We start from the raw sequence: 23104 nt of genomic DNA on the forward strand, positions 1-23104 counted from the left end.
AAGTTTCTTTACTCAATAATTCCAACTTTGGATGTAAATTGTTAGACCGATGTAATGTCCTCTTTTTTTCGACGACGAAATTCGACATATGCCCACCGCCCTAAACACCTATTACCGCTTACATAAATTCCCTATACTCATGGTGTTGGGTAGTATGGTGCTGTATTGGAGTTTCTTTTACGATCTGGCCCGGGCCGATTTTATTAAACTGATTTCCCTATATGTTGCCTTATTTTACTTGGCATATAAATTGATCCAACTCGAATCTTGGAATCCCAAATTCCTTTGGGTGGCCGGCATAATGTTTCGTTTGGTGCCCCTTTTGGCCTTGCCCAACCTTTCGCAAGATTTTTATCGCTTTATCTGGGACGGGGAACTACTCCTGTCGGGTCAGAACCCTTATCTACAGACCCCGAACGACATTATGGCCCTGGGCGACACGACCATAGCCAATGCCCAAACTTTATTCGAGGGCATGGGAAGTCTAAGTGCCCGGCATTATTCGAACTACCCACCTTTAAACCAGGTATTTTTTGCCCTGGCCACCTTTTTTTCTGGAGGGCAACTATTAGGTGCGGTCATCGTGTTACACCTGATCATGCTATTGGCCGATCTGGGCATCTTACACTTCGGCCGAAAACTTTTGGGTCATTTTAACTTGGATCCCAAATGGGCCTTTTGGTATTTTTTAAACCCGCTGGTCCTCGTTGAACTGAGTGGCAACCTCCATTTTGAAGGGGTTATGCTGTTCTTTTTCGTTTGGACCCTTTATCTGTTGGCCCAAGGCAAATGGGCTTGGGCGGCACTACCTTATGCAGCGTCTATTTTGGTAAAATTGGTTCCCTTGTTATTACTACCCGTTCTTTTTAAATTTTTGGGTTTTAAAAAAAGTGCAGCATTCTATACACTGACCCTAGTCTTGGTACTCCTTGGTGTAGCCCCCTTTTTTTCGGAAGCTTTTGTCATTAATTACCAAAGTACGGTAGGGTTGTGGTTCTCCAACTTTGAGTTCAATGCCAGTCTGTACAACTTTCTGAAATGGAGCCTGACCCATTTTACCGATATTAAAAATTACGAACTGATTAAAACCGTAGGTTCCATTACCCCTTGGCTTACCTTGGCCATGGCCCTAGCCTTTACTTTTATTCCTAAAAACAAGACCCTACCCCAAGTTGCTACTTCCATGTTGTGGATCTTAACGTTATACTACTTTATCTCTACCACGGTACACCCTTGGTACCCCATTTTCCTTCTTGTGCTTTTTCCGCTATCTCGCTTCCGTTACCCTATTCTTTGGTCCTTAACGGTTATTTTAAGCTATACGGCCTATATGGGTGAAAGTGTTACCGAACGGCCACTTTTTATCGTTCTTGAATACTTAGCAGTTTTTGGGTTTATATTTTACGAATTGACTCGAAAACAATCGAAAGCTGCACATATCTTCAAAAAATAAGATAACTTCTTTGCAGTTTTCATTTTATTCCTACCTTTGGTCACAGATGAAAGGCAAATTTCTACATAGCAACGATCACCTAGGGAATACTTCCCCGGTTCGCCCGTTCCGCATTTTCCGCCGTCGCCCGTAAGGGTACTCATTCATCTTTGGAAATAGGTGTGTCCATTTCCCCTCCTTCACGGAACGTTTAGAAAAAATTTCAAAATCAAGACTTTTTCCTTCAAAGCAATACTATGGAACTTGTTATTGCCAATGAATCCCATTTCCGCTATGCGGATGATGTTTGCGACACCATAGCCGATTCGGCCAAAGTGCGCGGTACCGGAATCGCCAAAAGAACCCCGGAATACATTCGGACCAAAATGGCCAACGGTAACGCCATACTGGCCTTGGACCAAGGTAAATTTGCCGGTTTCTGCTATATAGAAGTATGGCAACACAACCGATTCGTAGCCAATTCGGGCCTGATCGTACACCCCGATTACCGAAAACAAGGCCTAGCCAAAAAGATAAAGGAAGCCATATTCGAACATTCGCGAAACAAATTCCCTGATGCCAAAATATTTGGGATCACCACCGGATTGGCCGTAATGAAGATCAATTACGAACTAGGCTATAAACCGGTTACCTTCTCGGAACTGACCGACGACGATGCTTTCTGGAAAGGCTGTAGCACTTGTAAAAACTTCGATGTGCTTACCCGTACCGATAGAAAAATGTGCCTCTGTACCGGAATGCTGTTTGACCCTACCCAAGAAAAACCGAGGAAAAGGGATCAATTCAATGAAAAAGTCTGGAAGCGACTGAAAAACATAAAAGAATCGCGATTCCTTAAAAAACTAAAGAAGAATAAAGGCGAAAAGGCCTTAAAGAAATAAAACATGAAAAAATTAGTATTGGCCTACAGCGGCGGATTGGACACATCTTACTGTATTAAACACCTCACCGAAGAGGGCTATGAAGTACATGCCGTAAGTGTGAACACCGGGGGCTTTGACCCGCAGGAAACCCAACAAATGGAAGAAAAGGCCCTAGCCCTTGGTGCGGCCTCTTACCACAACATCGACGCTGTACAGACCTTTTACCACAAGGTGGTAAAATACCTTATTTATGGCAATGTACTCAAAAACAATACCTACCCGCTTTCGGTTAGCGCCGAGCGGATCGTCCAGGCCGTTGAAATCATATCTTTTGCCCAGAGAATTGGCGCTCTTTACATCGCCCACGGTAGCACCGGGGCAGGCAATGATCAAGTCCGTTTCGATATGATTTTTCAAACCCTGGCGCCCCAAATCGGGATCATTACCCCGATCCGGGATCAAGGCCTAAGCAGGGAAGCAGAAATCGAATACCTGCAATCTAAAGGCGTTTCCTATTCATGGGAAAAAGCTAAATACTCCATTAACCAAGGCCTTTGGGGAACCTCGGTGGGCGGTGCAGAAACACTCACCTCCCACCAGCCCCTTCCCGAATCGGCCTACCCCAGCCAGCTGATGGAGACGGCTCCCACGAAAATTGAATTGGGGTTTAAAAATGGCGAACCGGTTTCCTTGAACGGCGAAACCGACAGTCCGGTGGCCATAATCCAAAAACTACAAAAACTCGCTTCTAAATATGCCATAGGTAGGGATATTCATGTAGGCGACACCATAATAGGCATCAAAGGTAGGGTCGGTTTTGAAGCCGCTGCCCCTATGATCATTATCAAGGCCCACCATTTGTTGGAGAAACATACGCTGAGTAAATGGCAACAATACCAAAAAGAACAACAAGGTAATTTTTATGGGATGTTATTACACGAAGGCCAATACCTAGACCCCGTAATGCGGAACTTGGAAGCCTTTTTGGACGACACCCAGAAAACCGTCGAAGGTACCGTACACATTGCCTTGCACCCCTACCGATTTGAATTGGAGGGCATCGCTTCCGAACACGATCTTATGAATGCCTCTTTCGGTAGTTATGGAGAAGAAAACAAAGGTTGGTCGGCCCAAGAAGCCAAAGGGTTCATCAAAATATTGAGCAATGCCGGCACTATTTATAACCACGTAAACAATAACTCATGATCAAAGCAGCCATAGTTGGGGCCTCGGGCTATACCGGAGGGGAATTGGTACGTTTGTTATTGCAACACCCCGAAGTCGTTATCACCAATTTATACAGTACCACCAAAGGTGGGCAACCCGTTACCAATGCACATCCCGATCTATTGGGTCAGACCGACCTACATTTTAGCGATAGCCTCGATGCCGAGCTCGATGTGATCTTTCTATGCCTAGGGCATGGTAATTCCAAGGCTTTTTTGGAAAAACATAGCTTTGCTGATCATACCCGCATCATAGACCTCAGCAACGATTTTAGGTTAACGGCCGATCGTAATTTTCAAGGCCGGGAATTCGTATATGGTTTGCCCGAACTGCAAAAAGAGGCCATCCAAAATGCCAAGGCTTTGGCCAATCCGGGTTGTTTTGCCACGGCCATTCAATTGGCACTATTACCCTTGGCCCAAAGTAAAAGTTTAAAACAGACGGTTCACGTAAATGCGGTTACGGGCAGTACGGGTGCTGGGGTAAAACCATCGGCCACCACCCATTTTAGCTGGCGAAACCAAAACGTGTCTTGGTACAAGCCGTTTAACCATCAGCATTTGGGCGAGATCGGCCAATCGTTGGAGGGGTTACAGGGCAGTCCGGCTTCGGTGCTTTTTCTACCCCAACGCGGTAACTTTTCACGGGGCATTTTCGCCACGGCCTATACCCCGTTCGAAGGCACTTTGGAAGAAGCCCAACAGCTATACCAAGCCTTTTATGAAGATGCCGCCTTTACTCAAGTATCCGGCCAACCGATTGGGTTAAAACAAGTGGTGAACACCAACCAATGCCACCTCCATTTGCATAAACATGAAGACGTGCTCTTGGTAACCTCTTGTATAGATAATTTATTAAAAGGAGCCTCAGGGCAAGCCGTACAAAATATGAACCTTATGCTCGGTTTGGCCGAGGAAACAGGACTCCAACTTAAATCAATCGCATTCTAAAAACGAACCCCATCATGAAAATAGCCATCATAGGAACCGGAAACCTAGGTAAATCGATCGCCAAAGGTATTTTGCACTCCAACGGGGCCACTACGCTATACCTTACGAAAAGAGATACCAGTGAACTGGCTCCTTTCGAAAAGTACGGCAACGTAAAACTGACCTCCGATAATATACAGGCAGTCCAAGAATCAGACATTATCATTTTTGCGGTACAGCCCGGTCATTTGGCCAAAATCTTGGAAGACATCAAGGGTAGTCTGACCGAAAAACATGTATTGATCTCTACCGCCGCCGGTTTTCCGATTCAAAATATGGAAGCCATCGTTGGTGCCCATAACTACATTTTAAGGGCCATGCCCAATACGGCCATTTCAGTAGGTAAATCCATGACCTGTATCTGTGCCAATGCACCGGGACAGAAACGTATGGATCTGGCCCAGGCCATTTTTGATCGTATGGGGCACACTATGGCCATATCTGAAGAATTAATGCAGGCCGCCACGGTGATCTGTGCCAGCGGAATCGCCTTTTGGATGCGTTTGGTCAGGGCCACTACGCAAGGGGCCATACAATTGGGTTTCGATGCCAAAGAAGCCCAAGAACTGGCCGTACATACTTGTAATGGCGCGGCCGGACTATTGATCGATTCCCATAGCCATCCGGAAGCCGAAATAGACAAGGTAACCACCCCTAGGGGCTGTACCATAGAAGGATTGAACGAAATGGAACACCAAGGCCTGAGTTCTTCCCTGATACGGGGAATTGTGGCCTCCTTTGAAAAAATAAACCAAATAAAGCAGATGTAGATGGAACTTTTTAATGTGTATCCCCTGTATGACATTACACCTGTAAAGGCCCAAGGGCTAGAGGTAATCGATGATACCAGTAAAACTTATCTGGATCTTTATGGTGGCCATGCCGTAATCTCCATTGGACATAGCCATCCGCATTATGTAAAGCGATTGGGCGATCAATTGCAACAAATGGGATTTTACAGCAATGCCGTTCAAAACCCGTTACAACAACAATTGGCCGATAAATTAGGTAAGCTGTCCGGTTGTGCCGATTACCATTTGTTTTTGTGCAACTCGGGGGCAGAAGCCAATGAAAATGCTTTAAAACTGGCCTCGTTCCATACCGGAAGAAGTGAGGTAATCGCCTTTAAAAATGGTTTTCATGGGCGTACCTCTGCCGCCGTAGCCGCTACCGACAACCCCGCTATTAATGCGCCATTGAACCAACAACAGAAGGTCCATTTTATTGAGTTTGGCGATTTGGTCTCCTTGGAAGCACTTCTAAAAACGGAAAAGAACTGTGCGCTGATCTTTGAATGTATTCAAGGTATTGGCGGACTTGATGAACCTAGCACCGAATTTTTACAGGAGGCCGCCAGGCTCTGTGAAAAATATGACACCCTTTTGATCGCAGACGAGGTTCAATCGGGCTATGGTCGTACCGGGGATTTTTTCGCCTTTCAAAAACATGGGATTACCCCACATATTATACCCATGGCCAAAGGCATGGGCAACGGATTCCCTATTGGGGGTATTCTAATCCATCCGGATATCAAAGCTTCCTTCGGATTGTTAGGAACTACATTTGGGGGAAACCATCTGGCCTGTGCTGCCGGTTTAGCCGTTCTAGAAGTCTTGGAAAACGAAAAATTACTAGCCCATACACAGAAGATATCATCCTATTTCGTAGAAAAGGCCCAAGAAATTCCCGCCATTAAAAACATTAAAGGACGTGGACTCATGCTCGGACTCGAATTCGATTTTGAGGTGGCCCCATTGCGTAAGGCCCTGATTTTTGAGCAACGCATTTTTACCGGAAGCGCCAAAAACAAAAACCTGTTACGCATTTTACCGCCATTAACCATTACCAAGGCGCAGGTCGATACTTTTTTCGTCGCACTTGCCAAAGCCTTGGCCGCGACACCCGCCACGGGTATTGAACAATAACAGTACTACAAATCCATGAAGCATTACCTTAACATATCCGATATAGACCATTTGCCCACTTGGGTAGATGAAGCCATCCAACTTAAAAAAGACCCAAGGGCCCAACAGCATTTGGGGCAAGGAAAAACCTTGGGACTTTTCTTTTTCAACAATTCGTTGCGCACCCGTTTAAGCACGCAAAAAGCAGCCAAAAATTTGGGCATGGAGGTTATGGTGATGAATTTTGGCACTGATGGTTGGCAATTGGAATATGAAGATGGCGCGGTAATGGATCAAGGCTGTGCCGAACACATCAAAGAGGCCGCCCAAGTGGTGTCACAGTATTGCGATATTATGGCCGTACGTTCTTTTGCTCAATTGCAAGACCGTGACGCCGATACCGCGGAAAAAGTACTGAACGGATTTAAAAAATATGCCAGCATTCCCATCGTTAATATGGAAAGTGCTACGGCCCACCCCCTTCAAGCCTTGGCCGATGCCATAACGCTTGAAGAACACCGAAAGGCAAAGAAACCCAAGGTTGTCTTATCGTGGGCCCCACACCCTAGGGCCCTTCCCCATGCGGTGGCCAATTCTTTTGTAGAAATGATGAAGGCACAAACCGAAATGGACTTTGTAATCACCCATCCGGAAGGCTATGCCCTAAACCCGAACCTAACGGCCGATTGTGTTATAGAGACCGATCAGGAAAAAGCCTTGACCGATGCCGACTTCGTCTATGTAAAAAACTGGAGCAGTTACGAAAGCTACGGACAAGTTTTAAATAACCATGACCACTGGACCATCACCCCAGAAAAATTAGGTAAGGCCCAATTTATGCATTGCCTACCGATTCGAAGAAATGTAGTAGCCACCGATGCCGTATTGGATGGTGATCAGAGCTTGGTCATTGCACAAGCCAATAATCGCACCTTTGCCGCCCAATTGGTACTACAAAAACTATTGGAACATCAATCTAAAATCAAATAACAATCATGAAAAAAGAGGTAATCGTCGTTAAAATCGGCGGCAACGTACTCGAAGACCCGGAGAAAAGCCAAGCCTTTCTCGAAACCTTTGCCCAATTGCCCAACCCCAAGGTGTTGGTGCACGGTGGTGGCAAAACGGCTTCGGCCCTATCGGAACGCATGGGCATTCCCCCAAAAATGGTAAACGGTAGGCGTATTACCGATGCCGACACCTTAGAGGTAGTAACCATGGTATATGCCGGATTGGCCAATAAGAAGGTGGTGGCCCAATTGCAGGCTTTGGGCTGTAATGCGCTGGGCTTAAGTGGCGCGGACGGCAATAGTATACAAGCGGTAAAGCGCCCCAAAGGACAAATAGACTATGGCTTTGCAGGCGATATCAAAGAAGTGAACTGCTGTGGTATCGGGTCATTGATCGCGGGCGGATTCGTTCCGGTCTTTTGCGCCCTTACCCACGATGGCAAAGGGCAACTATTGAACACCAATGCCGATACCATTGCCTCGGAAGTAGCCATTTCACTTGGTGAGGGCTATTCTGTAAAACTCTATTACTGTTTCGAGAAAAACGGGGTACTCAACGATATTGAAGACGACGATTCGGTGATTCGCGACATCAACCCGAAAAAATATGAAAAACTGGTTATGCAAGGCAAAATCGCAGCCGGTATGATCCCAAAAATGGACAATAGTTTCCATGCCCTGGCTCACGGGGTATCGGAGGTAGCCATCGGGCATGTACGAAGCCTACAAAATCCCGCACAACCATACACCAAACTAAGCTTACACTCATGACCTTAGAACAACGCGCCCAAGACGCCCTAACCCTTTTAATGCAGCTTATCGGGATCCAATCCTTTTCCGGGGAAGAAGACCCTACCGCCCAATGTATTGGCGATTGGTTATCGGAAAGAGGGATCGCTTTCGAAAGACGTCAGCATAATATTTATGCTTTTAACAAGCATTTTGATCCAGCCAAGCCTACCCTTTTACTTAACTCGCATCACGATACGGTGAAACCGAATGCGGCCTATACCAAAGACCCTTTCCATGCGCATATCGAAGATGGTAAGCTATACGGTTTAGGTAGTAATGATGCCGGAGGCTGTTTGGTTTCGCTCTTAGCTACCTTTGCCCACTTTTACGAACACGACAATCTCAATCACAATATCGTAATCGTGGCTTCGGCCGAAGAGGAAAGCTCGGGGCCCAATGGGTTGAACAGCATGTTGGCCCATTTACCCGAAATCGATGTGGCCATAGTGGGCGAACCTACCCTGATGCAATTGGCCATAGCTGAAAAAGGGCTGGTAGTTTTCGATGGCACCATCACCGGAACCCCCTCACATGCCGCACACCCCAATACCGATAATGCCATTTATAACAGTATTGCGGTCTTGGAATGGTTTAAGCAGTTGAAATTCGATAAGGTCTCTGAAAGTTTGGGTGAAGTAAAACCCACGGTAACCCAGATCAACGCTGGTAAGCAACACAATGTGGTTCCGGCCGAAGTTAAGATCGTTGTCGATGTAAGGGTAAACGATTGTTATAGCAACCAAGAAATCGCCGACTTTATGAGCGAAGAGGCCCCTTGCGAAATGGTGGCCCGTTCACTACGATTGAACTCAAGCCGTATAGATCCAGAGCACCCCTTGGTAAAAAGTGGGGTAGCCTTGGGCCGGGAAACCTACGGATCCCCTACCCTCTCCGATCAAGCCGCCCTGAGCTGCCAATCGGTTAAATTAGGACCAGGCGACAGTACCCGATCCCATTCGGCCAACGAATTCATCTATGTACACGAGATCGAGGAAGGCATTGATCTATACATCAAAATATTGGAGGGCTTTTTAATCGAAGAATGAATTTGGGTCAAACAAATCTACGAGGGAATATCCAACTACCTTAAATCCGGTAAACGGAATTAAAAAAAACAATGAATCACCTAAAATGCTATTGGCAAAAAAGTACGACGCCCGAAGAAGATTTTTAACCGGAGCAACCTAGTGGTTGTGAGGATTATAAATATTCAAGAAGGAAGTAGTTTGAAGCCAATACCATTTTATTTTAAAAAGATCAACTATGAAACTCTGGGACAAGGGCTTTAGCACCGACCAAAAAATAGATCATTTTACCGTAGGCAACGACCGTGAGCTGGACTTACTTTTGGCCAAATACGACGTAATCGCCTCAAAAGCCCATGCCAAGATGTTGGGCAGTATCGGAATTTTGACCGAGACCGAGGCCCAAACCTTGTGCGAGGCCTTAGATCGTATTGGGTTGCAAATTGAAAAAGGAGCCTTTACCATTGAGGATTCTTTTGAGGATATGCACTCCAAAATCGAATACTTGTTGACGGAAGATTTAGGTGACCTGGGTAAAAAAATCCATACGGCCCGATCTAGGAACGACCAGGTTTTGGTGGCCATGCAATTGTACCTTAAGGAAGAGCTGACACAAATCAAGAAAAGCACCCAAGAACTTTTCGATTTATTGTTGCAATTGGCAGAAACCCATAAGCAGGTGTTACTTCCAGGCTATACCCATTTACAGATCGCCATGCCTTCTTCTTTTGGACTTTGGTTTTCGGCCTATGCCGAAAGCCTGATTGACGATTTATATTTTGTTGATGCGGCTTATAAAATCGCAGATCAAAATCCGTTGGGCAGTGCCGCCGGTTATGGAAGCTCTTTCCCCATAGACCGTGAAAAGACCACCCGTGACATGGGCTTTGCCAACTTAAAATACAATGTTGTGGCCGCCCAAATGGGACGTGGCAAAGTAGAAAAGGCCACCGCCATGGGCCTTGGTGCCTTAGGCCATACCCTTTCTAAAATGGCCATGGATGTTTGCCTATACATGAGCCAAAACTTCGATTTTATCGGTTTCCCGAACGAACTGACCACGGGCTCCAGCATTATGCCACATAAAAAGAACCCCGATGTATTTGAACTTATCCGTGCCAAATGTAATCGGATCCAGGCCGTACCTATGGAACTTACCTTGATTACCAATAACCTACCCAGTGGGTACCACCGTGATCTACAATTAGTAAAAGAAGCCTTGATTCCGGCTATATCGGATCTAAAAGCCTGTTTGGAACTAATGCATTTCAGCTTGGCACAAATACAGGTAAACCCCAACATATTGGATGACCCTAAATACGATTACCTTTTTAGTGTAGATACCCTGAACGAATTGGTACAACAGGGCATGCCCTTTCGGGATGCCTATAAAAAAATGGGACAAGATATTGAAGCCGGAAACTATAGCCCCAAACGCGATATAGAACATACCCATTTGGGCAGTTTGGGCAACCTGAGTCTAGACGGCATTCAAAAAAAAATGGAAGAACTTTAGACCTGACAGGTTTCGTTTTCCAGACCTGACAGGTTTTGGAAACCTGTCAGGTCTTACGTAGGCGTTTTTGATAACGCCTTAAGGCCAAAAAAAGAAGCAAGGCCAAGGCCAAACAACCTATGGTAAAATACCAATGGTAACCCAGTCCGGCCAAAATGGGGAAGATAACCAAACAACCGACCTCAAAAGGCGTCACACTTATATAACCCAAGGCGAAAGTGGGCAGGGTACCCGATTTGGCCTCTGGATCCACCATACGTAAGAGAGCTATACCAATGGCGGTGACCCCCAACGACATACCCCAAAGGAAAAGTGACTTTTCGAACCACGCATTCACGAAGAGGGCCGGGCCCGCTTTTCGTAAAACCAACACCGCCATAATAAGTCCGAAGGCAAACAACAAAACTAATGGCCCTGCATAGGCCACAACCACACTCAATTTTATGGAAGCGATTCCGTAAATCACGATTAGATCGGCAAAAGAGCCACAGATCCGACCCATAATCTGGGTATCGATGTATTGCAGTCCCTTCGTTTTGTTTAACACCCATTTCAGCAATAGCCCCAAAATAAAGGCAAAAGAAAAGGCAGCAATACTATACCCTCCCAATAGGGGTTTGGTCCATTGGGTAAGATACATACCCCCAATGCCCACGGCCAAGGCCAACATCAGGTGCATAACAAAGGGGTCTATGGCGATATTGGAAAAAGTGGTTTTTCCCATGGGCCTTTGTTCCGAATTCGGGATCAGCCCCGTTCGTAAACTGGAGGGCAATTGGTTAAAATCCTTTAAATATTCGGTCTTTCCTTTCCTTACCGCCCATTGCACCATAAAGATTCCGCCTATGGTAGCTGAAAGTATGCCTACCGTGGCCGATGTCATGGCCAAACTTTTAGCATCTTCCCAATTGAGGTTAGTGGCCAAAGTATCGCCAATGGCCGCTGCGGTACCATGACCCCCAAAAAACCCGGCGGCCAATATAGAACCAAATCCAAAATTAATATCAGGATACAACCCACGTAAAAGGGTGAGTCCGAACAAAAGTCCCAAGCCCCATTGCAACACCAAAATAAAAATGGTGGAACCCCCCATCTGAAGGGTGTCACGCTGTAAGGCCTTCGCTTCTTTTTTATCAACCTTATGGGTAAAAGGTAGGGTGCCGAAAAGGAAAGCGATCATAATACCCGGATAGGTGCCTATTTGCTCGGAAAAGGCCAAATACCCGAAGCCATTGGGGCCGAAGGTCAAGGCCAAAAGCCCTGCAATGATACTGACCGGAATGAACAAACGTTGGAGAAAACCCAACTTTAAGCGCATAAAAAAGGCCAAAAAGATAAGAAGGGCGGCCAAACCCAAATCTTGGATAAAACTAAACTGCATCTATTTTCGATTATACCCAAGTAAGATAGCTAGTAATAGTTCTAATATCCAAAAATAGGGCCGGTTTCCCAGCCTGACAGGTTTCGATTCCCAGACCTGATAGGTTTCGTTTTCCAGACCTGACAGGTTTCCAAAACCTGTCAGGTCTATAAATTGCCTAGGTTTATCACTTCTTGCTTGGTCAAAAAGCGCCAATGGCCACGTGGTAGGTCTTTTTTGGTAAGGCCGGCAAAAACCACTCGATCCAATTTGATTACCTCATAACCCAAATGCTCGAAAATACGTCTTACGATACGGTTACGACCGCTATGGATCTGAATACCCACTTCCCTTTTTGGGGTATTGGCAATATAACTTACCTCATCTACCTCTACGGTGCCATCTTCTAAGGTGAGCCCTTCGCGAATGGCCCTAAGGTCGGCCGATGTCACGTTTTTATCCAACTCTACATGGTAGATCTTTCGAATGCCATGCTTGGGATGGGTAAGCACCTTGGCCAAATCGCCATCGTTGGTAAACAATAACAAGCCTGTGGTCTGACGGTCTAAGCGCCCCACCGGCAACAAGCGGTTATTGGAGGCCGAACTGACCAATTCCATTACCGTTCTGCGGCCTTTATCGTCGCTAGTAGTAGTTATAAACCCTTTAGGTTTGTTGAGCAATACATACTCCTTTTTCTCCGGTGTCAGTAAATTACCATCGAAACGAACCTTTTCGCCGGGCTGCACCCGATACCCCAATTCGGTAACCGGTTTTCCGTCTACGGTAACGCTACCGGCCGTTATATAGGTGTCGGCCTCACGACGGGAGCATACCCCGGCATTGGCAATATACTTATTGAGGCGAATGCCGCTTGGCACAGGGCCTTTGGCTTTTTTTTGTGGACTTGGTTTCGTTTGCTTTGGGCGGCCCCCAACTTTGGGTTTATTCACCTTCCCATAACTTGGCTTATTCGGAGCACCTCCGGTTTTCTTTCCGCCTTTTGCCCTACTTTTTCCCTCGCGCTGTGCCATATTGCTCAATTTCGGGCAAAGGTACGGTTTTAGAAAATAGATGATAGACCGCTTCCCTATTAGACAAAAGATAAAAGACCTAAAAAATTGGTATACGATATGTGATCGTTGTATTCTACCCAAAAAGGGTACAAACCTATGCGGCCTATACCCTTTTCATTCTAAAAATTCACAAACACTATTTTTTTCGCAACTCGGCCAATACTTCTTCAGTTGTATACACATGGCTCGAGATCATCCGGAAATTGGTCACCGCAGCGGCATAGCCATCCAATCCGGGTACTTGGGCCGCGGCAGTGGCATCTTTTACCACGGCTACGTCAAAACCATCCTCAACCAATTCACGCATATGGGACTCGGTACATAAGTTGGCCGACATACCGCCTAATATCACTTTGTCAATACCATATTTTCGCAATTGCAGACTTAAGTCGTTGGATTCCGGCCCATACACTTTATGCGGACTGGTAACAATTACATTCTCCCCGTCGATGTACTTCTTATAGCGATCTAACCAATCGGCGCCCGAGCCTTCGAAACCTTCTAGCGATAGGGCGTCTTTTCTATCGAACATATGAATACTGTGCATGAGTTTCTCTAAGGCGCCTTCCATTTTCCATCCGTGATCATGGGGATAATAATAGTGGGGCGATACAAACACCTTAATGTTCTTTTCTGCGGCAATCTTAAACAGGGATTCCAAGTTTTCTACCGTACCGTTTTCGGTAACGTTTTTACCTACTACCCCCCAAGTAACCCCATCGGGACTTAAAAAATCGTTTTGGGGGTCGGTAATGACAATGGCCGTGCGATCATCGATCGTAAAACCGGGATCCGGGATCTGGGCAAAGCTTTTAACCGTGGCCAAAAGGGCCATTCCTATGAATACTATTTTTTTCATCTTTACTATCATTTAAGTTGTTATTGTTTTTTGATAGTACAAAGATGCGACCGGCTTAGCCCGATTTGTTAGGACGGATTTCCTGAGGGGTTGCCAAAGTTTCCTATTTGGTATATGCTTCGAACAAATCTTCCCGAATATAGATGTCATCTGATCGGTGCATACTGAAATTATCGAAAATACTTACCATATCTTTTTTGGGTGATACATTCATCTGCCATAAGGTGCCTTCGGAATCACGGAACGAAAATCCACCGCTTGTTGCTCCATTATACCTCCTATTATTTATGATAATCGTTTTCAATATCTGGTATTCTTTGCCCACATATTCATAAAAAACAATGGAATCGGGGTGAATAGCCAATTTTTGTTTATAATACCCTCTAGTAAAATTAAAACTACGCATGTATCCAGCATATACCCAACGCCCTAACAAGGCCACACTATCTTTTTGCCGTAAGATGGCCCGAATGGAATCTACCTTAACTTGGCAGTCTTTGGCCAAGGGTGTATTTACCTTTTCCGCGGTACAGTAGTGGAACCCAACCAATGCTTGGCGAAGTTTACCTTCCTTTAAAAACTTTTGGGAGACCCTGGCCAAAGACTCCTGGTTATTTTCATCCGCAATTAGTTGTGCCTGCCCAAAAAATGAAAGCAGACCGAACAGAACCAGACTCAGGCACCATCGAATCATTTTATTGAAATTTAACCGTACTCTGCCGGTCACGATTTACTTGCAGTTGGGTTACATCGGGGCGGGAATAATGCCCTACGCAATCAAAATTCATACGTTCTTCGAGTACCCGATTAAAATCGAGCTCGGCATAAAAAATCCCTTCTTTTCCTATTTGGGGTGCTAGGATCCATTCCCCGTCCGGGCCGGCAATACAAGAGCCCCCATTGCCCAAAACCTTTGGGGCCTTCGCTAGTATCTTTTCTAAATGTGGGGTGTCTTCGGGGAAATCGGCATGGGTCATGGTGGCCCCGACCGAGATAACGTACGAACGCCCTTCACGAGCTACAAAACGGGTAATGTCTTGGGTATTGAAATCGTTGCCCGGCCATACGGCTATATGTAGGTTTTCGCCCTGACCATAGAGGGCGGCCCTGGGCAAGGGCATCCAGTTTTCCCAGCAATTCAGTCCGCCTACGGTAAAGTCTTTTAAGGGATGCACCCGAAGTCCGTTACCATCGCCCGGGGCCCAGGTCAACCTTTCGTCGTAGGTGGGTTGCAGTTTTCGGTGTACCGACCCAATTTCCCCTTGGGCATTAATATATACCAGACTACAATAAATACTATGGCCACCACGATCGGCGGCACGTTCCATTACCCCCAAATACAAGGCCATTTTATGGGTCTTGGCCAAGTCTTGTACCCCTTGCAGCTCTCCGGCCTCAATGTTTACGGCATTTCGCACATAATGGGCATGGATCTCTTTGTTTACCCGAGTATCCCAAGCGGCACCCTCGGTATAGGCTAACCAAAAGGGATAACCCGGTAAAAAGGCCTCGCCGAAAACCAATAGCTCGGTATTCTTGGCGGCGGCTTCCGCCATAGCTTCTTCTATTTTCTTTAGGGTTGCTTCCTTATCTAACCAAATAGGAGCTATCTGGGCCAAGCCCACTTTTAAAAGGGAATCGTTCATAAAAATCGATTGATCAATAAATCCATATCGATCAACAAAATACTAAAAACCCCCACAACTATAAGTACTTTTAAGATGTTGTGCAGCCAAACGAAATGCTTTTTCCGCGACGATTTCCACAATAAAAAGACACAAAAGGGCATCAACAACATGGCCGCACCAAAGTAATAGTCCATTCGCCCCACATGAAAACGACTGACCAAAGCCCAACAGGGAATCAAGGTCAATACGAACAAGGCAGTTACCATACCCTTTGAAAAAGGAACACCATAACGTATGGGTATGGTACTGTAGTTTTGGGCCATATCGCCAGCCATATTCTCGAGATCCTTGATCATATCGCGGGCCAAAATCAATAAAAAGAGGAAAACGGCATGTACGAATATTACCGTCTCAAAATTCTTATAATACACGAAGACGGCAAAAAACGGGGTGATGGCCAATACGGCAGACACCAAGTTGCCCAATAACGGCAATCGCTTTAGTTTATGGGAGTACAACCAAATTCCGAAAATATAGGAAGAAAAGAAGAATACTGCCCTGAACGACACATAAGAAGCACAGAATACGGCCAAAAAATTCAGTACGAAATAGCCCGTGATCTTAATACGTTGGGGTACCAAGCGATCTAACATACTCTTGCGGGGTTTGTTGATCAGGTCTTTTTCGGCATCGTAAAAATTGTTGATAATATAGCCCCCGGCAATGGTCAGGGCAGAAGCGGTGACCAGCATAAAAAGGTTCAGGTCAAACACCACCTTTTTAACCGGCCAATCGGGTGCCAAGATAAAAATGGCGGCCAAGTATTGGGCCAAGGTCACCATTAGGATATTGTACCCCCTTACGACCGAAAAAAGCCCAAAGACCCTAAGTATCCATACTTTTTGCCTTCGGGACAACATGTTTTTCTAGAAATTATAGACCACCTCGAGTTTGTAGTCCTTTAATTGTGATTTGGCCTTTTCAATATCTTCAGTAAAGCCCAAAATATAACCTCCGCCTCCGGAACCACATAACTTTAGATAATAATCGTTGGTCTCCAAGCCTTGTTTCCATAGACGATGGAACTCTTGGGGTATCATGGGTTTAAAATGATGCAAGACCACTTTAGACAGTTGCTTAACATTACCGAAAAGTGATTTTACATTGCCATTGATAAAATCTTCTACGCAGGCATCGGTATGTTTAATGAACTGGTCTTTTAGGGCATTGCGGAAGCCTTCTTGCTTCATTTTTTCCATAAAGATCTGTACCATCGGGGCCGTTTCACCCACGATACCACTATCCAATAAGAAAACCGCGCCCTTACCCTGTTTATGTTGCGAAGGAATACTGGCCGATTCTATATGGTTACCGGAATTGATCAGAATGGGTAGGCTTAAATAACTGTTCAAAGGATCTAAGCCCGAAGATTTACCATGGAAAAAAGATTCCATTTGCCCGAAGACGGACTTTAGTTGCAATAATTTATCGCGGGTCAGGTTCTCCAAAACCGTAATCTTGTCTTGGGCATATTTATCGTAGATAGCCGCCACCAAGGCACCACTACTACCCACCCCATAACCTTGCGGAATGGAACTATCGAAATACATGCCCTCGGCAATATCGGCCGTTAGGGTCTTAAGATCAAAACGCACCAAGTCGGGTTGCTCTTTTTCGAGTTGGGTCAGATACTGGGCGAAATCGGCTAAATAACCATTCGATTTCTTCGCCTGTTCCGTATCGCTACCCTCCTTTTTCAGGGCGCCTTTGTAAAAGTTGTACGGAATGGACAACCCTTTGGAGTCTTTGATAATTCCGTATTCCCCGAACAATAGGATCTTGGCGTAAAAAAGTGGACCTTTCATCTATTTCTTGCTATGAACTCAATTAGACTTTTTGAGTTCTATTACCGTAAGATAACGTTTTTCAATGAATTATATTCTTTGGGCACCGTTCCCTACATTATCGCAAATATACTGACCGTTCTCACAATAAGCAACCAATTCATCTTGAATGAATTGAATCACCGACGAACGGTTCGCTTCCGGATACAATAAATGTACATTGGCCCCGGCATCTAAAGTAAAACAGGCAGGTATCCCGGTTTCCTTTCTAAAGGCCCAAATACGGTTGATGATTTCCAAGGTTTGGGGCTGCATTAAAATAAAATAAGGGCTAGAGGCCATCATCATAGCATGCAGGGTAAGAGCCTCACTCTCTACCAAGGCTATAAAAGCCGTTAAATCGCCCGAAGCGAAAATCGATTGTAAGGCATCAAGATTATGATGTGCCTGGGCAAACCTACTTTCGGCATAGGGGTGCCCATGCATAAGGCCATGGCCAACGGTACTACTCACCGCTTTTTGGCCTTTGTGTACCAACAAAACGGTATCTTGATAGGTTTGGAACACCTCATGCACTGGAAAGGGATAAGGAATACCAAAAAGGTCGCTACTCCCCCCAATATGTGCGGTGGCTCCCCAGGTCACCAAATTGCCCCGCACACTTCTACAGGCACTACCCGACCCCAAACGGGCCAAAAAAGAAGCTTTTTGATAAAAGTGATCGTCCGTGATCTCGGGAATCAAGGCCTTCTCCAAACTCATGATATTCAAGGCCAAGGCGGCCATACCACTTGCTGAGGAGGCAATGCCGCTACTGTGCGGAAAACTATTGGCGCTATCTATGGTAAAATGATGCTGCTGAATATAGGGACAATAGGGAAGGATACGCTCAAAAAAGGTTTGGATCTTGGGCCTAAAGGCATCTTTGGGCCGGCTTTCGAACAAAAAATCGAATGAAAAGGTATCGCTGGTGCCCTGCTTTTTCGCAAACCCCATGGTTGTGGTTGTGGCACATTTCTCCAAGGTAAAACTAACCGATGGGTTGGCCGGAATCTGGCCATCTCGTTTACCCCAGTACTTTACCAAGGCAATGTTCGAAGGGGCTTTCCAAGTGGCTTCCCCAACATAGACCCCGTCGGTTTTTGGGGCCTTAAAAGATTCAGCTTGCATGCAATTTGGCTTTGCACAAAGATAAGGTAACTCTGTAGCCTCTCCCATCCCAAAACAAGCATACATGAAAAATTTATTATTTTTAAAGGAATCCCATTCTATGCATCCTTATTTAAAAAGACAATTGACCTTTAGCGTAGTTTGTGTAGGCGCCTGCCTACTGGTGGGCTACCTGTCTAGCATAGCTACCGATGCCGGTATGGGTTCGTGGTATGCCCAATTGAACAAACCGAGGTTTACCCCGCCCAATTGGATTTTCGGGCCTGTTTGGGGGTTACTTTATATCTGTATGGGGATTTCCGTAGCCTTGGTCTGGGCCAAGGGATTCCATCATATTTGGGTAAAGACCGCCATGTACCACTTTATCTTTCAATTGCTGTTCAATGCGCTATGGAGCCTGACCTTTTTTGGCCTTCATGCCTTGTTCGCTTCCCTTTTGGTGATCATAACCTTACTTTTTTTAATCGGTTTTACGATAAAATGGTTTCGGGTGGTAGACAAAAGGGCAGCCCTGCTTTTGGCACCCTATATGGCATGGGTGGCCTTTGCAACCTTCTTGAATTTCAGGATCTGGATGCTGAATTAAATCGCGGCCATACCTAACATGGTGGTCATGGTACGTAAATTACGAGTGGTCATTGAGACCCCTAGTTTTTTCTCAAAGAAGGCATGGTTTAGCTTGGCCTTGCCAGTTCCTTTCGGATATATGGCGTAAATACAGTTACCAACAATGTTGAAGTGTTCATCGGGATAGGAAATAGCTTCAAGTGCCAACAATTTTTCTGGCGTTGGGATATTGGACAGAATACTAAAATATACCGGGGCCGAAACCATAAGTTCGGTTCCTAAATAGGGATTAGAGGCTAAAATGCGTTCTACATCTTTGGGCAACAACACCATAACCGGAACTTCAAACCCAAAGTGATCAAAAATCAATTGGGTCAGGTTTTGGGCATGCTTACCGGCATCCAACTCTTTTGATGCGAATACCAGGTTACCACTCTGAATATAGGTCCGTACTTCGGCATATCCCGCTTGGGCGAGCACTTGCCTTAGTTCGGCCATTTTTATGATACGATGCCCCCCTACATTGATTCCCCTTAAAAAAGCGATAAACTTCTGCATGGCTTTATAGGTCTTTGGCTAGGGCTTGAGCTACCATATAGCCCCCGGTCCAGGCGTTTTGAAAATTATACCCACCAGTTATGGCGTCGATATCCAATACCTCTCCAGCAAAATAGAGTCCGGGACAGCGCTTACTGGAAAACGTCTTAAAATCTATCTCTTTTAAAGCTACACCCCCAGCAGTTACGAACTCTTCTTTAAAGGTGCTTTTTCCCTGAATATGGAATGTACTTTCCTTCAAATGATTGGCCAAAGCCCGCAAAGCTTTATTCGATAATTCACCCCAAGTCTGGGCCCCATCGATTTCGACTGCCCCAAGCATAGCCAACCATAAACGTTTAGGTGTGGTTATTGGCATTTGTTTCCCCACGGATTTTTTGGGTGATTTTTTCCGTAACACGAACAATTGCTCTTCCAGTTGGGCCAAGGAAAATTCAGGTACCCAGTCTACAAAAAGGTTGAACTGATAGTCAATACCAGCCAAATGTCTTGCCCCCCAGGCCGATAACTTTAAAACGGCCGGGCCACTAAAACCCCAATGGGTAATCAATAATGGGCCTTCGGCTTCAAGGCTTTCGGAAATGGCCTTGTGTTTTATTTTAAGATGTACCCCATGGGAGATTCCTGGGAGCTCGCTAACCCAAGATCCCTTACAATTAAAGGTAAATAAAGATGGTACGGGCGGCACAATGGAATGCCCCAAACACTGTATCATTTTCCAGACCTTTGGACTCGCTCCCGTGGCAACCACCACATTTTTGGCCCCAAAAGTCTTTGAGTTAGTGATCACACTCCATGAAGCTGGGTTTTCTTCCCAAAACAAATCGACCACCACTTGCTGACGCATTACGGTTACCCCATGATTATGGGCCAGACCGGTTAGACAATCGATAATACTTTGCGAACTGTCGCTCTCGGGAAACACCCGGCCATCGTCTTCAATTTTTAAGGGCACTCCGTTTTCCTCGAAAAAGCCCATGGTATCGTCACTACAAAAACTATGAAATGGCCCTCGCAATTCTTTACGCCCACGCGGATAACCCAAAACCATGTCTCGTGGGTCAAAAGCGGCATGGGTCACATTACAACGGCCACCCCCAGACACTTTGACCTTGGCCAAAACCTCCTTCGATTTTTCTAAGATAAGAATAGATGCTTCGGGGCGCTGTTCCGCCAATTGCACAGCGGTAAAAAAACCGGCCGCCCCGCCCCCAATGATAATGCAGTCGTACATTTACGGATTAACGCGTTCCGGGAAATCGGAGATGATACCATCTACCCCGAAATCCTTCATTTTTTGGATATCCTTGGGTTCGTTTACTGTCCAGGTAAACACCTTTAGACCGGCCTGTTGCATTTGGGCCACATTTTCGGCCGTTAGGGTTTTGTAGTTCGGGTTTATTGCCACGGCTTTTAGCTCGTTGGCCACATCTAGGGCCTCTATGGGATCTTTACCAGTAAGCACGGCTATCGGTATATCGCGGTTGGCCTTGCGCATGGCACGAAGTTCGTCCCAATTGAAGCTTGAAATAACGAACTTGTCCAAAGACCATTTCTTTTCCTTTAAATAGTAATTGACGATATGGTTGACCTTATCGGCCGTATCCGTCCCTTTGAGTTCGATATTCAGCTGTACCTTATCATCCAAAGCCTTTAAAACGTCTTGCAGATAGGGAATCCTTTCGTTTCCGTGCAAAATTACTTTGCGTAGGTCATACGCATAGTACTCTTCTATAGGGCCCCCGGCATTACTTAACTTATCCAAGGTCTTATCATGAAACACAACGATTTCCCCACTTTTTATACGGAAAACATCGATTTCGATCATATCGGCACCCAAGGCCATGGCCTTATGGACCGAAGGAATGGTATTTTCCATTTCATGGCCCATGGCACCCCTATGGCCAATGGCCAGTACCTTTTCTTCTTTACAAGACCCCAATATCAATATGAAAACCAAGGCGATCGGCAAGTATATTCCTTTCATTTTGCAGTATCTAAAGTTTAGGGTTGCTAATATAAAATAAAGCCTGTAAACTACCTCGGGGCAATCCCGATGGTTATCGAGACCCGAGGTATGCTACAAGTAGCTTTATTTCCGTAATGAGACCGGCTGCCGGTAGGCAGGATTATCACCCCTAAATTTGGTTAAGGGGTAGACTCCCTCTCGATCAAGGTGGCCTTTAATATTTCGGTGGTGTAGGTCTCTTCTTCCTGCTCGCTCTCGATTTTGTTGATCAACATACGGGCGGCATGTTCCCCCATAAGTTCCCCGTGCTGATCCACCGATGTAAGGCTCGGATTGGCATACTTTGAAAGTAGTCCGTCGGTAAAACCGATAAAGGCGATATCTTCCGGCACTTTATAACCTTTGCGTTGCGCCATTTTCATGGCCCGGACGGCAAAAATCTCGTTCACCGTTACAATGGCATCTACCTTTTGGGTCTCTAAAAAAGCATTTACGGCTTCCTCATCGAATTGCATCTGGGACATGGGCAGTATCAAATTCTCGTCAATAGAAATACCGGCCTCAGTGAGGGCTTCTTTATAGCCTTCCATTCGATCGTGTACCATGATCAAATAATCGTCGGAGGTAATGACCCCAATACGTTTACGCCCACTATCTATCAGCTTCTTGACCGCCATATAGGCTGCCTCACGATCTCCGATAACCACCTTGTCGCAAACCACCTCATCGGTAGTTCGATCAAACAAGACCAAGGGAATGCCTTGATCGGTGACTTCCTTTAAATGGTTATAATCGTCTTTCATCATGGTTTCCATGGACAAAGACATGATAAAACCATCGATACTGCCGTTGGCCAACATTTCCATATTGATAACCTCTTTATCGAAGGATTCGTCGGATAAACAAACGATTACATTATAGCCTTTTGCATTGGCGTAAAGCTCTACACCCCGTACACAGGTCGTAAAAAAATGGTGCACGATATTGGGTATGATCACCCCAATATTTCGCGACCTCTTATTCTTCAGGCTAATGGCAATATTATTGGGTCTATAATTGTACAATTTGGCAAAGGCCTGGATGCGCTCTTTGGTATCGCGACTTATTTCCTCACTGTTTTTCAAGGCTTTGGAAACCGTTGAAATGGAAACCCCCAACTCCCGGGCAATATCCTTTAAGGTTATTTTCTGCTTCATATACCTTTGCTTTTAAAGACTGGCTAAAAATAAGATTAAATTCAAGGATATACACACCTGTTGTACGGAAAGCACCTAGAAGACCACCAACCGCATTA

General features: G+C 45.6%; 23 protein-coding genes. 11 read left to right on the plus strand and 12 right to left on the minus strand.

Annotated elements, in window-relative coordinates:
- Positions 1 to 88: 88 nt before the first annotated feature.
- From B7P33_RS07975 to argH, 10 genes are all read left to right on the plus strand, one after another.
- On the plus strand, positions 89 to 1453 hold the full coding sequence (locus B7P33_RS07975) for a mannosyltransferase (protein ID WP_097441453.1): 1365 nt from the start codon (positions 89 to 91) through the stop codon (positions 1451 to 1453).
- 236 nt (positions 1454 to 1689) lie between these two features.
- The gene (locus B7P33_RS07980; RefSeq protein WP_097441454.1) at positions 1690 to 2334 is read left to right on the plus strand and encodes a GNAT family N-acetyltransferase; all 645 of its coding nucleotides are present in this window, start codon (positions 1690 to 1692) and stop codon (positions 2332 to 2334) included.
- Positions 2335 to 2337: 3 nt separating this feature from the next.
- Positions 2338 to 3522 (plus strand): argininosuccinate synthase, encoded by a 1185-nt coding sequence (gene argG / locus B7P33_RS07985; RefSeq protein WP_097441455.1) that lies wholly within the window; start codon positions 2338 to 2340, stop codon positions 3520 to 3522.
- Positions 3519 to 4493 (plus strand): N-acetyl-gamma-glutamyl-phosphate reductase, encoded by a 975-nt coding sequence (argC, locus tag B7P33_RS07990; RefSeq protein WP_097441456.1) that lies wholly within the window; start codon positions 3519 to 3521, stop codon positions 4491 to 4493. Before argG ends, argC begins: the two co-directional genes overlap by 4 nt.
- Positions 4494 to 4507: 14 nt before the next feature.
- Positions 4508 to 5302, plus strand: coding sequence for a pyrroline-5-carboxylate reductase (gene proC, locus B7P33_RS07995; RefSeq protein WP_097441457.1), 795 nt, complete (start codon positions 4508 to 4510; stop codon positions 5300 to 5302).
- Positions 5303 to 6457: an aspartate aminotransferase family protein gene (locus tag B7P33_RS08000; protein ID WP_097441458.1), complete on the plus strand. Its 1155-nt coding sequence runs from the start codon at positions 5303 to 5305 to the stop codon at positions 6455 to 6457.
- 15 nt (positions 6458 to 6472) lie between these two features.
- Positions 6473 to 7426, plus strand: coding sequence for an N-acetylornithine carbamoyltransferase (locus B7P33_RS08005; RefSeq protein WP_097441459.1), 954 nt, complete (start codon positions 6473 to 6475; stop codon positions 7424 to 7426).
- Positions 7427 to 7431: 5 nt separating this feature from the next.
- A complete protein-coding gene (gene argB / locus B7P33_RS08010) occupies positions 7432 to 8217 on the plus strand; it encodes an acetylglutamate kinase (protein WP_097441460.1) in 786 nt (261 codons plus the stop codon).
- The gene (locus B7P33_RS08015; protein WP_097441461.1) at positions 8214 to 9284 is read left to right on the plus strand and encodes a M20 family metallo-hydrolase; all 1071 of its coding nucleotides are present in this window, start codon (positions 8214 to 8216) and stop codon (positions 9282 to 9284) included. Before argB ends, B7P33_RS08015 begins: the two co-directional genes overlap by 4 nt.
- Before the next feature lie 217 nt (positions 9285 to 9501).
- On the plus strand, positions 9502 to 10779 hold the full coding sequence (argH, locus tag B7P33_RS08020; RefSeq protein WP_097441462.1) for an argininosuccinate lyase: 1278 nt from the start codon (positions 9502 to 9504) through the stop codon (positions 10777 to 10779).
- 46 nt (positions 10780 to 10825) lie between these two features.
- On the opposite strand, the gene B7P33_RS08025 is transcribed toward argH, so the two are convergent.
- From B7P33_RS08025 to B7P33_RS08060, 8 genes are all read right to left on the minus strand, one after another.
- The gene (locus B7P33_RS08025) at positions 10826 to 12160 is read right to left on the minus strand and encodes a sodium/glutamate symporter (RefSeq protein ID WP_097441463.1); all 1335 of its coding nucleotides are present in this window, start codon (positions 12158 to 12160) and stop codon (positions 10826 to 10828) included.
- A gap of 146 nt (positions 12161 to 12306) precedes the next feature.
- Positions 12307 to 13173: a pseudouridine synthase gene (locus B7P33_RS08030; protein ID WP_097441464.1), complete on the minus strand. Its 867-nt coding sequence runs from the start codon at positions 13171 to 13173 to the stop codon at positions 12307 to 12309.
- Positions 13174 to 13351: 178 nt separating this feature from the next.
- Complete coding sequence (locus B7P33_RS08035) at positions 13352 to 14074, minus strand: cysteine hydrolase family protein (protein ID WP_097442275.1); 723 nt, start codon at positions 14072 to 14074, stop codon at positions 13352 to 13354.
- Positions 14075 to 14177: 103 nt separating this feature from the next.
- Positions 14178 to 14768: a hypothetical protein gene (locus B7P33_RS08040; protein ID WP_097441465.1), complete on the minus strand. Its 591-nt coding sequence runs from the start codon at positions 14766 to 14768 to the stop codon at positions 14178 to 14180.
- Position 14769: 1 nt separating this feature from the next.
- Entirely contained in the window at positions 14770 to 15720 is a 951-nt protein-coding gene (locus tag B7P33_RS08045) for a carbon-nitrogen hydrolase family protein (protein ID WP_097441466.1), read from the minus strand.
- Positions 15717 to 16622 (minus strand): geranylgeranylglycerol-phosphate geranylgeranyltransferase, encoded by a 906-nt coding sequence (locus tag B7P33_RS08050; protein ID WP_097441467.1) that lies wholly within the window; start codon positions 16620 to 16622, stop codon positions 15717 to 15719. Before B7P33_RS08050 ends, B7P33_RS08045 begins: the two co-directional genes overlap by 4 nt.
- A 6-nt stretch (positions 16623 to 16628) precedes the next feature.
- Positions 16629 to 17567, minus strand: coding sequence for a mevalonate kinase family protein (locus B7P33_RS08055; RefSeq protein WP_097441468.1), 939 nt, complete (start codon positions 17565 to 17567; stop codon positions 16629 to 16631).
- A 69-nt stretch (positions 17568 to 17636) separates the two neighbouring features.
- The gene (locus B7P33_RS08060) at positions 17637 to 18716 is read right to left on the minus strand and encodes a diphosphomevalonate decarboxylase (RefSeq protein WP_097441469.1); all 1080 of its coding nucleotides are present in this window, start codon (positions 18714 to 18716) and stop codon (positions 17637 to 17639) included.
- A 64-nt stretch (positions 18717 to 18780) separates the two neighbouring features.
- Between B7P33_RS08060 and B7P33_RS08065 the strand changes: the two genes are divergently transcribed.
- Positions 18781 to 19302 (plus strand): TspO/MBR family protein, encoded by a 522-nt coding sequence (locus tag B7P33_RS08065; protein WP_245871721.1) that lies wholly within the window; start codon positions 18781 to 18783, stop codon positions 19300 to 19302.
- Here the strand turns inward: B7P33_RS08065 and B7P33_RS08070 are convergent.
- The 4 genes from B7P33_RS08070 to B7P33_RS08085 form a co-directional block, all read right to left on the minus strand.
- Entirely contained in the window at positions 19299 to 19841 is a 543-nt protein-coding gene (locus tag B7P33_RS08070) for a DUF1697 domain-containing protein (RefSeq protein ID WP_097441471.1), read from the minus strand. The genes B7P33_RS08065 and B7P33_RS08070 overlap by 4 nt on opposite strands.
- 4 nt (positions 19842 to 19845) lie before the next feature.
- The gene (locus B7P33_RS08075) at positions 19846 to 21075 is read right to left on the minus strand and encodes a BaiN/RdsA family NAD(P)/FAD-dependent oxidoreductase (RefSeq protein WP_097441472.1); all 1230 of its coding nucleotides are present in this window, start codon (positions 21073 to 21075) and stop codon (positions 19846 to 19848) included.
- Complete coding sequence (locus tag B7P33_RS08080; protein WP_097441473.1) at positions 21076 to 21828, minus strand: glycerophosphodiester phosphodiesterase; 753 nt, start codon at positions 21826 to 21828, stop codon at positions 21076 to 21078.
- 161 nt (positions 21829 to 21989) lie between these two features.
- Positions 21990 to 23006 carry a LacI family DNA-binding transcriptional regulator gene (locus B7P33_RS08085; protein WP_097441474.1) on the minus strand — a complete coding sequence of 339 codons (1017 nt, stop codon included), beginning with the start codon at positions 23004 to 23006 and terminating at the stop codon, positions 21990 to 21992.
- Positions 23007 to 23104: the final 98 nt, after the last annotated feature.

The organism is Sediminicola luteus (assembly GCF_002514735.1).
Taxonomy (GTDB): Bacteria; Bacteroidota; Bacteroidia; order Flavobacteriales; family Flavobacteriaceae; genus HQA918.